The organism is Rhizobium sp. USDA 4016 (genome assembly GCF_056279705.1).
Window position 1 is genome coordinate 152,463 of sequence record NZ_JBWCCY010000003.1, and the last position, 12,805, is coordinate 165,267.

13 protein-coding genes and 1 pseudogene are annotated in these 12,805 nt (G+C 56.4%); 10 read left to right on the forward strand and 4 right to left on the reverse strand.

All coding sequences use genetic code 11. The annotated features are described in order from the left end of the window. Positions 1-12: 12 nt before the first annotated feature. Positions 13-1,572 carry an ABC transporter substrate-binding protein gene (locus tag ACZ9DP_RS13770; RefSeq protein ID WP_476202442.1) on the reverse strand — a complete coding sequence of 520 codons (1,560 nt, stop codon included), beginning with the start codon at positions 1,570-1,572 and terminating at the stop codon, positions 13-15. A gap of 466 nt (positions 1,573-2,038) precedes the next feature. Between ACZ9DP_RS13770 and ACZ9DP_RS13775 the strand changes: the two genes are divergently transcribed. From ACZ9DP_RS13775 to ACZ9DP_RS13810, 8 genes and pseudogenes are all read left to right on the forward strand, one after another. Continuing rightward, positions 2,039-2,950, forward strand: a complete 912-nt coding sequence (locus tag ACZ9DP_RS13775; RefSeq protein WP_476202444.1) for a LysR family transcriptional regulator — start codon at positions 2,039-2,041, stop codon at positions 2,948-2,950. Between the two features lie 123 nt (positions 2,951-3,073). Further along, on the forward strand, positions 3,074-4,312 hold the full coding sequence (locus tag ACZ9DP_RS13780; protein ID WP_476202446.1) for a pyridoxal phosphate-dependent aminotransferase: 1,239 nt from the start codon (positions 3,074-3,076) through the stop codon (positions 4,310-4,312). Then, entirely contained in the window at positions 4,287-5,159 is an 873-nt protein-coding gene (locus ACZ9DP_RS13785; protein WP_476202447.1) for an isocitrate lyase/phosphoenolpyruvate mutase family protein, read from the forward strand. Before ACZ9DP_RS13780 ends, ACZ9DP_RS13785 begins: the two co-directional genes overlap by 26 nt. A gap of 9 nt (positions 5,160-5,168) precedes the next feature. Continuing rightward, positions 5,169-5,318: a hypothetical protein gene (locus tag ACZ9DP_RS13790; RefSeq protein ID WP_476202449.1), complete on the forward strand. Its 150-nt coding sequence runs from the start codon at positions 5,169-5,171 to the stop codon at positions 5,316-5,318. 67 nt (positions 5,319-5,385) lie between these two features. Continuing rightward, a complete protein-coding gene (locus ACZ9DP_RS13795; RefSeq protein WP_476202450.1) occupies positions 5,386-6,696 on the forward strand; it encodes an alkaline phosphatase family protein in 1,311 nt (436 codons plus the stop codon). 144 nt (positions 6,697-6,840) lie between these two features. Further along, positions 6,841-7,539: pseudogene (locus ACZ9DP_RS13800) on the forward strand (threonine ammonia-lyase); the annotation flags it as partial. Further along, positions 7,529-7,852 carry a pyridoxal-phosphate dependent enzyme gene (locus ACZ9DP_RS13805; protein WP_476202452.1) on the forward strand — a complete coding sequence of 108 codons (324 nt, stop codon included), beginning with the start codon at positions 7,529-7,531 and terminating at the stop codon, positions 7,850-7,852. The pseudogene ACZ9DP_RS13800 and the gene ACZ9DP_RS13805, both read left to right, overlap by 11 nt. A 606-nt stretch (positions 7,853-8,458) precedes the next feature. Further along, the gene (locus ACZ9DP_RS13810) at positions 8,459-8,683 is read left to right on the forward strand and encodes a hypothetical protein (protein WP_476202453.1); all 225 of its coding nucleotides are present in this window, start codon (positions 8,459-8,461) and stop codon (positions 8,681-8,683) included. Between the two features lie 23 nt (positions 8,684-8,706). On the opposite strand, the gene ACZ9DP_RS13815 is transcribed toward ACZ9DP_RS13810, so the two are convergent. The 3 genes from ACZ9DP_RS13815 to ACZ9DP_RS13825 form a co-directional block, all read right to left on the reverse strand. Next, positions 8,707-9,027, reverse strand: coding sequence for an LLM class flavin-dependent oxidoreductase (locus ACZ9DP_RS13815; RefSeq protein ID WP_476202455.1), 321 nt, complete (start codon positions 9,025-9,027; stop codon positions 8,707-8,709). 157 nt (positions 9,028-9,184) lie between these two features. Beyond that, entirely contained in the window at positions 9,185-9,589 is a 405-nt protein-coding gene (locus tag ACZ9DP_RS13820; protein ID WP_476202456.1) for a hypothetical protein, read from the reverse strand. A gap of 395 nt (positions 9,590-9,984) precedes the next feature. Then, positions 9,985-10,434, reverse strand: a complete 450-nt coding sequence (locus tag ACZ9DP_RS13825) for a hypothetical protein (RefSeq protein ID WP_476202457.1) — start codon at positions 10,432-10,434, stop codon at positions 9,985-9,987. Positions 10,435-10,731: 297 nt separating this feature from the next. On the opposite strand from ACZ9DP_RS13825, the gene ACZ9DP_RS13830 reads away from it, so the two are divergent. Both ACZ9DP_RS13830 and rpoN read left to right on the forward strand, forming a co-directional pair. Continuing rightward, entirely contained in the window at positions 10,732-11,271 is a 540-nt protein-coding gene (locus tag ACZ9DP_RS13830; protein ID WP_476202459.1) for a redoxin family protein, read from the forward strand. A gap of 74 nt (positions 11,272-11,345) precedes the next feature. Then, the gene (rpoN, locus tag ACZ9DP_RS13835; RefSeq protein WP_476202460.1) at positions 11,346-12,788 is read left to right on the forward strand and encodes an RNA polymerase factor sigma-54; all 1,443 of its coding nucleotides are present in this window, start codon (positions 11,346-11,348) and stop codon (positions 12,786-12,788) included. The last annotated feature ends 17 nt before the right edge of the window (positions 12,789-12,805 follow it).

Here is a 12,805-nt window from a genome sequence, read left to right on the forward strand (position 1 = left end):
ATCAGTTCTGTTTTAGGCGGCGTTGAATGGACCGAAATCCAGATCGAGGGTTTGGCCCGCTACCCAGTCGACGTCCTTGCGCTTGCCGTAGAACTGCCCGGAACCGTGCAAAACGACACAGGGCGGGTTTTCATCATGTATGATCTCCAGCATCCTGCGGAGGATCACGCGCCGGTCGGCTGCGTCGACCGTTGATTTGAGCTTCTCGCCAAGAGCAAAAAATTGCTTGTCTTGCCACATTTCCAGCTTCGGAAGTTCGCCTTTGGGACCCAGGAGCCGCCAAGCGTGAGCGAGAATGTCCGGGAAAATCGCGGTGGTTGAATTGTCGTAGATCGCGTTAATGGGCTTTTGGTGAATCTGCGCGAAGTTCTCCATCATTTGAATCTCTACATTGAGGCCAACGGACCGCCACATCTCGAGCATAATCTGGGCTCCGGCGACCTGGTTCGGATAGTAGTTGTTCAAAAGCTTGTAGGTGATGGTTTCGCCCTTGTAGCCGCTTTCGGCCAAAAGCTCACGGGCGAGGTCGGGATCATACGCCAAGGCAGGGAAGTCCTCGATAAATCCTTCTCCGAAGCTCGGGAACTGAAAGCCATTCGGAATGGGCAGCTTGTCGTGCCACAGCGCCTGCACGAGAGCCTTGCGATCGAGTGCCAGGCTCAGTGCCCGTCGCACGCCAACTTTCGAGAGAATGGGTCCCGTCGTATCAATCGCCAGGGAGCGCATATTCTGTACCGCACCGCCCGCCACTTCGAGCGCTGGCTGGCCTTCGATCCCAGAAAACATGTCCGGAGTAAGATCGGTGATTAAATCCACCTCCCCGGCCGACAGCGCGTTTATGCGTGAAGCAAGCTCTGGGATGATCCGGTACTCAATACCCGCGTACGGCGGCTTTCCACCCCAATAATCGTCGAAGCTGGCCAATACGACGTTCACATCGAGCGTCTGGCTGACGACGCGATACGGACCGGTTCCTACAGGCGCTGCAATCCATTTGTCCCAGGAGTTCGCTGCCTCAAAAGCACGGCTGCCAACGATTTCCGATGACCAGGATGCAAGTCTCTTTTCGAGGAGTGCATCATCACCCTTGGCGTGAATGATAACGGTGTGGTCGTTGGCAATTTCGACTCGGTCAATCGTTTCGAGCGTTTGCATGGCGACGGTCTTGCCTGCCTTTCCAGGCCCGAGGAGATGATCTGGACTGAGCGAAAAGGCGACATCACCGGCGGTGAATGGACTTCCGTCGTGAAAGGTGACGCCTGTGCGCAGAAAAAGGCGCAGGGCCGTATTGTCGATGCGCTCCCAGCGTTCGGCGAGAGCCGGCCTTAGTGCCATGCTTTCGGTCTGATCGAAACCAATGAGTGTATCGAAAATCTGAGGGACGACCCGACGCGTGGCAGTGCTGTTGTAGAGGACTGGCTCAATGGCCGATGGGAAGCCAGACATGCCGATTCGGAGTGTTCGCCGGTCGGCCCCTTGAGCTGCGTCTAATCGCTGGCCTGTCATTGACACGAAAGCGCCCGCCGCACCAGCTACGAGCAAACTGCGTCTAGTAAAAGTCAGGTCGTGCATGATCGATTCCTTTTTGCGGTTGCTGGGCGACACCTGTCGGCACCGCGAATTGTGGGCGTTATCGGTGGCTGCCGACCAAATGGAACGGCTTTGATCGATTCCGATTATGAGGCCGGCCGCACACGAGACTGACATCAGTCCGCACATCAAGGCCCGTACGAATAGGCAGAGGCCGTTTCACGTTCGGCAGCCGGAGGGTCCGAGCAGCGTCAGGAACTCGCCGTCGGCGATTTCAAGCAAGACGCCTTTAGAGCAGCCGTTGCGCCGGAGGATTTATGGACGCTCCGTATGGAAATTTCCGCCATTTTGTTCCCCTTCATTTTGCGAGGGCCCCTTACCAGGCCAGAATTTTATAGCGTTGGCTGGTAGCTATTTAGCGAATTTTGATACAGGCAAATGACGGACATCGAAAAATTCGATATTCAACAGACGATTCGCGATGCTGCGCCCAAAATGGAAGGCCGATATGTCGGACAGGAAAGATCTACCTCTCAATGCCGTACGCGCGTTTGTGCAAATTGCCCGTGAGCATAGCGTGACGCGTGCCGCCAGAAGTCTTGGGATAACCCAAAGTTCTGCCAGCCGTCATTTGGCCGTGCTAGAGGAGTATCTCGGTGCTACACTCGTCGAGCGCCGGGGCCGCAGCACTCAAACGACCGATTTCGGACGGCTGTTCGCCGATGCGGTCGCCGAACCACTCGACACAATCCTGTTTACCGCAAAACGGATGCGTCGCAACGGCAGGAAGGATGCCAACCGCCTCGTCGTACGGACGTCGCTGGCGACCTTCGCCTACACGGTCCTCATTCCAAATTTGCGCGAATTCTCTAAGGAGATGGGCGGCGTCACGGTCGACGTCATAAGCACACTGACCGCTCCCGCGACCACCGACAGTTTCGACGTGCTGCTTACCCGCGACCTAACGCTGAGCGAACCGGGTGACCGCTGGGACGTCTACGATGAGCAACTTGTCTGTGTCGGCGCGCCGGACTGTGTCACAGGCCGCGGACTGAAAGCCTTGCGCAATACTCCAGTGATTGCCGTGACCTCGCGCCCGGACATTCTGCCGACGTGGCTGCGTGGAATGGACCTGAAGACATCAGATATCACGTCGGGTGCACGTTACGATCACCATTATCTGGCGCTCCCGGCGGTCACGACCGGACAGAGCTTGCTGGTGACGCCGCACATCGTTGTCGCCGAGTTGATACGGCAAGGGCTGGTGGAAGCCCTTCCCGGGTCGCGGGCGCCAAGCGGCATGCAGTATTGCGCCTATGCGATCGATCGCAGCAACAATCCCGACGTTGCCCGCGCCTTCTGCCGGTGGCTCACTCGACTTTGCCGCAAGATGACGGAGGATGAGGTCTCGGCCAAATAGGGCCACGTGCAGTCATATCGGAAAATCCGATCATTTTGGGAGCTTTTGGCGATACCCAAACTGGCGTGCGATGACCTCCATGGGTAGTTCTGGGTCAGATCCAGAGCTTCGAGGAGAGTCGCCTTGCCACTCATCGCTAAAAGACTACAAGCCGTCCGCCCCTCCCAGACCAAGGCCATGACGGCCGCCGCCGCTGCCCTGAAAGAAAAGGGCATTGACGTCATTGCACTGAGCCAGGGCGAGCCGGACTTCGACACCCCGGAAGCGGTTCAGAACGCCGGAATTGCCGCCATTCGCAACGGCAGGACTCGTTATACGCCTGTCGCCGGCGTCAAGCCGCTGCGCGAGGCGATCCAGCAGAAGCTGCTGCGCGACAACGAGCTTGATTACGACATCGATCAGATCACCGTCGGCTGCGGCGCCAAGCAGATTGTGTTCAACGCGCTCTTTGCAAGCCTCGATCCGGACGACGAAGTCATCGTCCCCACGCCATGTTGGGTCTCGTATCCGGACATGGTTCGGTTAGCCGGCGGCGAACCGGTTCTGATCCCATGCCACGAAGAGTTCGGCTTCAAACTCAAGCCGCAGGATCTTCAAGCGGCAATCACGCCGCGTACCAAGTGGCTGATGCTGAACTCGCCCAACAATCCGACGGGCGCCGTCTATTCCAAATCCGATCTCGCTTGCCTCGCCGAAGTCCTTCGCGAACACAAGCAGGTTCATGTGCTCGCCGACGACATCTATGAGAAGCTTGTCTACGACGTGCACTTCGCCACCATGGCCGAAGCGGCGCCGGATCTCATCGATCGTATCCTGACCGTCAATGGCGTTTCGAAATCAAGCGCCATGACGGGGTGGCGCCTCGGCTACGGCGCCGGACCGACCGACCTGATCAAAGCGATGAACACGATCGAGGGACAGACGTCGTCCCATACCAGTTCAATCTCGCAATTTGCCTCGATCGAAGCGATTGGAGGCGATCAGAATTACGTTGGAACCTTCGTCTCCGAGTTCCGCAAGCGCCGTGATTTCGTGGTTGAAAGAATCAACGAAGCCGAGGGCCTGAAATGCCGCACACCGGATGGCGCCTTCTATGTCTTCGTTAACTGCGCCGGCGTGCTCGGCAAGTTCACTCCTCAGGGCACGGTGATCGCAGACGATATGGATTTTGCGATGTATCTTCTGGAGCACTTCGGCGTCGCTGTCGTCCCGGGTTCGGGCTTCATGGCCTCGCCCTATATCCGTATCTCCTACGCCGCGTCCATCGAAGACCTACAGCGGGCCTGCGGCCGCATTCTTGCAGCCTGCGAAGCTCTTTCCGAAAGTGAGAAGACCTATGAGCAAAGCAAAGCAACTGTGTAACCGCGTGGCCGAACGCGGCCTGGTCCACATCATGGCCGCTCACAGCCCACTCTCGGCAATTCTCGCCGAGGAAGCAGGCTTTGACGGTCTCTGGGCGTCGGGTTTCGAGCTTTCGGCCCTGTACGGGCTCGCAGATATGAGCCTGATCACGATGACACAGCATCTCGACATGCTGCGCGCCATAGCCGGTCAGTCGTCCCTACCAATCGTGGCCGACATCGATACCGGTTACGGCAACGCCTTGAACGTTATTCACGCCGTCCGTGAATACGAGAAAGCCGGCACGGCAGCAGTCGTGATCGAGGATAAGACCTTCCCCAAGGTCACCAGTCTTGCGGCGGATGGGCGCCAGGAACTGCTTCGGATCGAGGAGTTTCAGGGCAAGATCGAAGCCGCGGTTTCGGCGCGAACCGACCCGGACTTCATCGTGATCGCCCGCACCGAGGCCCTGATTGCCGGTCTCGGGGAAGAGGAGGCGCTTAAGCGCGGCATGGCATATGCCGAAGCCGGCGCCGACATGATCCTGATCCACTCCAAGAAGAAGGATCCGGCCGAGATCGAGAGCTTCTCGCGGTCGTGGAAGGTACCTGTCCCACTTGTCATCGTTCCCAACGCCTATCCGGAACTCGATGCCACTCGCATCCGCGCCCTCGGCAATATCAAGATGACCATTTATGGGAATTATGGAATTCGGGCCGCGACGACAGCGATGCAGGATGCCTTCCGGCGGATCATTGCGGATGGCGGCGTCCAAAACGTCCACAAGAACATTGTCTCAGTGGAAGAGATCTTCCGGCTGCAGAAGATGGATCAGGTCAAGGCCGGCGAGAAGCAATTTCTGCGATAGGAGGGCACCATGCGGCTCACGCCCCCTGCCAATATGGATCAACTCGTTTTCGGCATCTCCGTTGTTCAGGACGGAGATGGCCTGTCCGAGCGATCCGGAATTGTGAGTATCACATCGCAATATTCAATGATTGTCACAGCCGGTAGCAAAATGATTTGATGGTCGCCCTCGAATTTCCGAATTGCAGCGACCCTCTATCGAAACAAAACGAAGTCAGGAGAGCCACATGGGTTCGAATTGCCCACGCACAAGGGTGCCCAAGGTCGTCGTTGTTGTCCTGGACAGCCTCATTCCTTCCTCAGTTACGGCGGAGAACATGCCGAACCTGCATTCGGCCTACGCGCTTGGCACCTTGCATGCCGATCATCGCGCAGTCGCGCCTTCAGAAACAGCGGTGAATGCAGCGTCTCTGGTGACCGGCCTGAAGGTCCACGAACATGGTATCGTCGCCAACGAATTTCTCGATCGGGGCAAGCCTGGCTCCACAACCGTAGACCTGTGCTCGGCAGAGCAAATCGATTCCTGGGTTGAACGCAACGGCCGGTTGGTCCAGACGCAGACACTGGGCGAACGCCTTCATACGTTGGGAAACAGGCTGGCCGTTATTACGACTGCGTCATCGGGTATTGCCCGGGTTTTGGATCCTTGCGGGAAAAGCTTAGGCAACTTCTCACTTTCCTGTCATGCACCAGAGCATTCATATCCACAGGCACATGTGGAACAGATCCTGAGCCAATTCGGGACGTGTCCACCACGAAGCAAACCTGACATTGATGCCGTTCGGTATGCCGTAGATGTGTTCCTAGAATACGTAACCTCGGAAGTGTGTCCTGATGTTGGGCTCCTCTGGCTGAATGAACCGGATGAAAGCTATCACGCCTTCGGCACCAGTGGACCAGAGATATCCGCGACTCTGGCAGCCGCGGATGAGCAATTCGGGCGGGTGCTCAACTGGTGGAAGGCGAATGCGGATGAGATTTGTTCCTTGTTCGTCATTTCCGACCATGGCCATATTGGGCTTCGGCCTAATTCGAGCATTCGCGATGATCTGGCGGCAATATTCGGCCAAGGATACGGCCAGGACGCTGCCGACGGCTGCTTTCTCCGCGTTTCACGTTTTTCGTCAATTTACCTCCACGAGCAAGAGCGGACTAACTCAAGAGGCTACGCCGAGAAGCTCCTTGAAAAACCTTGGATCGGTCATGTGTTTTGGCAGCCTGACAGCTTGGAAGAGGCAGCCCCGCTCGGCGCGCTGCCCATCAGCACGCTGATGGGCACGAACTCAAGAGCCCCAGACATTGCGTTCACGACTCGGGCACGTTCGAAAGAAAGCCCCGTGGCGGATTATGATTGCAGCGCGATTTCAAGAGGCAGCCACGGAGGGCTGGAGCCAGAGGAATTGCAATGCCTGTTCCTGGCTATTGGTCCAAATCACGCTCAAGGCTACGTGTATCAAAGCCCGAGCACCATCGATAGCATACTCGATGTGCTTATGACGGCGATCGGTGAAAATGCATCCTCCAGTGAAACCACCTAATCAAACAGGCGAATGGTGGTTCATAAGTGACAATAACTATCCACAGCGCACGGATGCCGGCGTTCGGTGATCTTGGGCACGCTCGACGGAAACGGACCACGCCATTTCCGACGGGAGGATCGGTCCAGCGTGGCCCGCGATCACGTGGGCGGAAGGACAACGAGGAAAATCGATGAAGTTTCAACCGGACTTTTCTCCTGCCAGCTTTTATGCCCTGGATGCTGCCGCAAAACGGATCGCACTCCTGTACTGGAGTCCGCCCACATGAATGACCAGTACGGTGCCCGGATCTTAGTTAAAGCGGAATGCCTTCAGCACACAGGCTCGTTCAAACTGCGCGGCGCTTTCAACAAGATGTCCCAACTATCGCGCGAGGAACTGGAGCGAGGTGTCGTCGCATACTCATCTGGTAATCACGGTCGGGCTGTGGCGGCTGTCGCCCGCCACCTTCGGACCAGAGCGGTCATCCTTATGCCATCGGACGCACCGGAACTGAAGGCTAGAAAAATCAGGGAGCTTGGCGCAGAGATCGTGTTCTACGATAAGGAACGTGAAGACCGGGTCGAACTCGCCGACAAACTTGCAGCCGAGCGAGATCTTGTCCTCGTTCCGCCCTTCGACGATAAACAGATCATTGCTGGGGCTGCCACGGTTGGGATCGAACTGGTCAATCAGGTACAGCCGCTGGGCGCCAGTTTGGACCAAGTCTTCGTCGGCTGTTCCGGCGGGGGGCTAATAGCAGGCTGCGCCCTTGCATTGCAGACGATGTCCCCTGCAACGGCAGTGATAGGCGTTGAGCCGGAAAATTTCGACGATACGGCGAGATCCTTGAGTGAGGGCAAGCTTGTCAGGAATCCGCAAGCGGCATCGGTCCATTTGCGATGCCCTTCAGTCGCCCACGCCTGGTGCACTGACATTCGAAATCAACAAGCGGCTGATCAGGGAGATGGTCTCTGTTTCCGATCTGGACGTTGTTGGAGCAATGGAAACGGCGATGGAAGAATTCGGTCTGGTGCTCGAGCCTGGAGGTGCCGCCCTGGCAGCCATCACCAGCAGGCGCGCTCCGGTTGAGGGATTGACTGTTGCGGTCATCCTGAGTGGGCGAAACGTTAGTGCACAGAACCTGTTTCGCTTGTTCTCTGGAATGGGCGTATGAGCGCCGGCCTGCGGTAATTAGCGACAAGCGTTTTCCGCGGCAGGAATAACGAAGGGGCTTCAGAGGCTCTCATCGACCGGCTTTGCGACAAGCAGGCCTGCAAGATCACGCTCGAGCACCTTTGGTCCATGAGATCGGGCTGCGAGCGGGAGTTGGCAGAGCGGCTGCCTTAATCCTTGGCACTCGCGAATTACGCCTATCCGAGGTTCCGGTACTTCGACGAGCGACTTGGCGCATGGCGAGGAGTACATATGTGAATGCCGGACCAATTCTCCAAAATGTGTCGTTTGAATCTCCCTCAGTTGGTGCCTCGTAATAGCCGCGCTCTACATCGCCTGCATGTGTGCCGCATACGAAGTCAAATATTCACGATCGTTGAAGTCCGTTCCATTTACACCGCGGGCGTATTAGGTTCGCCCGCTTGTTCGGGGGCCGCTTTAACCCAAGATTTTCGCGCAGCGAAGCTGCATTATATTCAGACCGGAACAAATTCCTACGCCGAAGCTCGGGAACAATCAGTCGAAGGAAGTCATCCAAACCGTCAGGGAACATTGGAGGCATTATAATAAAGCCATCGGCGGCGCCCTCAGTAAAAAATTGCTCCATTTGATCGACGATTTCGCCGGGCGAGCCGACGCAAACCAAATGTCCTCTTCCAATGCCGAGGAGAGCGGCGAGTTGCCGAATCGTGAAATGCTTCTTCCTCGCCGTGTCGATCAGCAGTTTCTGGCGACTCTGCATATTGTTTGTTTCATCTACTTCATCGGGAACCGGATCGTCGAGCGAATGTTTATCGACATCGATTGCGTAGCCGAGGAGTCGCTTAACTAGTTCAAGAGCAATGTCGTCGTGGATTAGCGATTGAAGCGCATGTAGTTTTCCTCGGCTTCTTCTGCTGTTGGTGCCACGATTGGAACGATCCCGGGCATCACAACAAGGTCCGCATCAGATCGACCGAAGTCCCTTGCGAACCCCTTGACCGATTTATAAAACGTTTTCGCATCCTCGATGCTTTGCTGCGCCGTAAAGATCAGTTCGCCATATTGACCTGCAAACCTGGCACCGGTGGGCGAGCTACCTGCCTGCGCAAGAACAGGATACCCTTGTGGCGAACGAGATATATTCAGAGGAACGCGAACTGCAAAATATTCTCCATTGTGGTTCAAAAAGTTCATTTTCTGTGGTCGAAATATATTCCGGATTCACGCTCATTAATGAATGCATCGTCCGCCCAACTATCCCACAATCCTTGAACGACCTCCATGAATTCGGCTGCACGTTGGTACCGTTCTTCGTGGGGAGCAAGCGCTTGCAGGTTGAAATTTTGCGTCTTCAAACGGATTTGCCGAGGTAACGATGTTCCAGCCAACGCGACCACGGCTCAGGTGATCGATGCAAATACGCGCGCAAGTCGATATGGCTCATTAAACGTGGTGATGCTGTAGCGACTAAACCGATCCTTTTGGTGGTCATGGCCAAGGCTGCCAGCAAGGTGGTAGGCTCGAACCCGACAATTCGGCCGGATCGCGACATCGCTTCGACCGTTGATGCACGAACTCCGGCGCTGTCAGCTATGAATACCAGGTGCAATGCGGAAGCTTCCGCTTTTGCTGTATAGGATTGATACCTTTCGATATTAGCGCCGGCATCCAAATGCGCGTTCATATGGCGCCATCCAGCCTCATGATGACCGCCCGGGCACAGAAAAGCACCTAGGACCATTTGGTCTGCAGACATAACACTCTCCTCAAAGTCTCCTCCGCACCGTAGCGACTTGCCGCAGTTCACCCGCATCGACGGTGATGTCCACGGCATGGATCCGGCAGGCGATCGCTGCCACCTCGCGGAGGAAGATTCAAAAGTCGTGCCAACCAGACGGAAAAGTCCCGGAAAAATATTCTGGAGACCATTCTATGCCCTGCATGAATTGCAGCAGCAAGTCCGGTCGAACACTACGGTGTCGCGGACTCACAAACCTAACAGTAGGTGTGAATTGGCCGGCTATCAAAAATGGCGGCCAGTATGCGTCCGCGGATATCCTCTTACCGCGTCGAATTCGGGCTTCCTTAAGCGGAAACTGCGCGCGGTAGTCTCATTTCGCGATCCGCACGCTATGTCGTCCTTACCACATATCAGCGGTTTCGCCGCGATGCCCCTTCTGGGTACTGAGCGTCAGCGCATAATGCATTCTTATCCCGAAGATCAACGGTCGGGTTTTCCGTCTGCCGCTCCGGACCGCCGAGATTGGCGCGGTGAACGCTGGCATCAGCGGCCTGCTTCTCTTGCGAGTTGCCCCTTCTCACTCTCAACCGGCGTAAATTCCACGCGACTGCGCTCGACCTTTCATAGGTCAAGGTCAACAGTTCCTTAGAAACCACAATTTGCAGCGTCGGCGGATTATCCACGTACGCAAGGGGAGGTGGCAATGAAGCCTTGCGATTTTTGCTGCCGCCGACCGTCACGGCGGCGATCGTCTCCGCGCCTGGACGCCCATGGCACTTTTGGTCGAGGTTCCGACATTCTTGTCCAGCTTCGGACACAAAAAGGTGGCGGATAGACCAGGGAAGGTAAGCGGCGCTCAAGGACACGACCCGGTGAAGCTTCAATCTCCAAGGTAACTCTGGACGGTCCGCCGAGGCATTCGGAGGTCTGCGCCTTTGATACGGTTGACGTGACCAGCGACGATGCGACGTGCTCGGTCCTGGCGACGGTACGGCCCTCCAGCCCAAGCCAGAGCTCCGTCCGTACAGAGTAATGTGATTCCACGCCTTCAAGCCACATGGCATGACGCTTGCTTGCCCCGGCATGTGGGCCGAGCTCGAATTTGCGTTAGCCGTAACCGAGAAGTAGGCGCCAGTCTTTCTAAAGGAGCGAGATCGATGACCCAGGAAAAGAGAGTTCCGTTCGTCACCTTTCGCACACGTGTTCGCGACGACTCTATCGAGGGGCCAAACCCTTACCGCTGGGAAGACAAGACAACCGACGAGTATTTCAGCAGCAAGCGCGTAATCCTTTTTTCGCTTCCAGGCGCCTTCACCCCGACCTGCTCCACGTTCCAACTGCCTGATTTCGAGAACCTTTATGGCGAATTTCAGAAGAAGGGCATTGACGAGATCTACTGTCTTTCCGTCAACGATGCATTCGTCATGAATGCCTGGGGCAAGGCCGTGGGGCTTCAGAAGGTCAAGCTTATCCCCGACGGCTCGGGAGAATTCACCCGCAAGATGGGCATGCTGGTCGTCAAGGACAATCTTGGATTCGGTCTGCGGTCCTGGCGCTACGCGGCCGTGATCAATAATGGCGTTGTGGAGCAGTGGTTCGAGGAAGACGGCTTATCCGACAACTGCAAAACCGATCCTTACGGCGTGTCTTCGCCGCAAAACATTCTGGAAACGCTCAAGGCCTCAGCCTCCGCATGACCAGAGGAGCCAACGTCTCCCAGCTACCGTTATGCACGCACGAGCGCGTCGCTCGATAGGAGTTTGGTCAAACCATGAAGTCCTTTACAAGCCTTCTTCAGCGTCAGCAGCAATCGCTGGTTATGACACCCCAACTCATCGAGTCGATTCGCTTGCTGCAACTGGCGCATGCCGAGCTGCATCAGTTCGTGGAACAGGAAATAGAGAAGAACCCATTTCTCGATCTGGCGCCAAATGATGGCGGGGCTTCTGGCGATGTATCGTCGGTTTCGGTGGATGATCCGAATATCGGTGCGCGCGAAAACCATGTTGATGGGCCAACCAGGACCGACATGCCTGAGCTTCCCAGTCAGTGGAAATCAATCCGCGACACAGGCAATATCCGGCCGGGGGAAAGACCTTCCCTTGACGAGTTTGCCGCCTCAACCGAAACATTGCACGACCATGTCGCTCGTCAGATCGCCCTCACTGCATTCACACCCCAGGAGCGGCTGATTGCTGGCGCGCTTGCCGATCATCTGGAAGACACTGGGTATCTGCAAGTGAACCTATTGGAGCTGGCGGGGGTGCTGAATATCCGGGAGGCTGATGCGGAACGGGTTCTTAGAACCTTGCAGCTCTTCGATCCACCGGGAATTTTTGCGCGAACTCTCAGCGAATGCCTCGAGATCCAGTTGCGCCAGCGGGATCGGTTCGACCCGGCGATGGCAGCTTTGGTCGCAAATCTCGAGCTGCTTGCGCAACGCGATTTTCGGGCATTGAAGCGGCATTGCCGAGTCGATGAAGACGACCTTCTCGACATGTTGCATGAAATCCGTACGCTCGATCCCAAGCCTGGAAACCGTTTCCAATCCGGAGGGCCGGAATCCATCATACCCGACGTCTCCGTCCTGCCCTCGCCTGGAGGTGGATGGCAAATCGAGCTTAATCCGGACACCCTGCCCAAGGTGCTGATCAACCAGACCTATTTTGCGGAAGTCTCTCGCCTGACCGCCCAAAGTTCAAAAGATCAGTCATTCCTCAACGAATGCTTCCAAAACGCGAGTTGGTTAGTTCGCAGTCTCGATCAGCGCGCCACGACGATCCTTAAGGTAGCGACCGAAATCGTCCGCCACCAGGATGTCTTTCTGGAAGATGGCATCGCCCGTCTTCGTCCTCTCAATCTTAAGACCATCGCTGACGCGATCGACATGCACGAGTCGACTGTAAGCCGCGTGACGTCGAACAAGTACATGCTCACGCCCCGCGGCGTGTTCGAACTGAAGTATTTTTTTACAGTCGCCATCCCCTCCTCCCAAGGCGGCGACGCGCATTCTGCCGAAGCTGTCCGGCATCACATAAAGGCGATGATTGCCGCAGAAACGCTCGATAATGTGCTTTCCGACGATGGCATCGTTGCCCGGCTCAAGGAAACCGGCATCGACATTGCTCGCCGCACCGTCGCAAAATATCGCGAGGGGATGAACATCCCCTCGTCCCTGCAACGCCGCCGGGAGAAGCGCGCCGGTTTGTATTGATGACGGTAGAGGCATGG

Excerpts from the sequence above, each read along its gene's own strand:
- ACZ9DP_RS13770 (WP_476202442.1), bottom strand. The coding sequence starts at position 1,572 with ATGCACGACCTGACTTTTACTAGACGCAGTTTGCTCGTAGCTGGTGCG.
- ACZ9DP_RS13830 (WP_476202459.1), top strand. The coding sequence starts at position 10,732 with ATGACCCAGGAAAAGAGAGTTCCGTTCGTCACCTTTCGCACACGTGTT.
- ACZ9DP_RS13790 (WP_476202449.1), top strand. The coding sequence starts at position 5,169 with ATGCGGCTCACGCCCCCTGCCAATATGGATCAACTCGTTTTCGGCATC.
- ACZ9DP_RS13775 (WP_476202444.1), top strand. The coding sequence starts at position 2,039 with ATGTCGGACAGGAAAGATCTACCTCTCAATGCCGTACGCGCGTTTGTG.
- ACZ9DP_RS13785 (WP_476202447.1), top strand. The coding sequence starts at position 4,287 with ATGAGCAAAGCAAAGCAACTGTGTAACCGCGTGGCCGAACGCGGCCTG.
- ACZ9DP_RS13820 (WP_476202456.1), bottom strand. The coding sequence starts at position 9,589 with ATGTCTGCAGACCAAATGGTCCTAGGTGCTTTTCTGTGCCCGGGCGGT.
- rpoN (WP_476202460.1), top strand. The coding sequence starts at position 11,346 with ATGAAGTCCTTTACAAGCCTTCTTCAGCGTCAGCAGCAATCGCTGGTT.
- ACZ9DP_RS13795 (WP_476202450.1), top strand. The coding sequence starts at position 5,386 with ATGGGTTCGAATTGCCCACGCACAAGGGTGCCCAAGGTCGTCGTTGTT.
- ACZ9DP_RS13815 (WP_476202455.1), bottom strand. The coding sequence starts at position 9,027 with ATGAACTTTTTGAACCACAATGGAGAATATTTTGCAGTTCGCGTTCCT.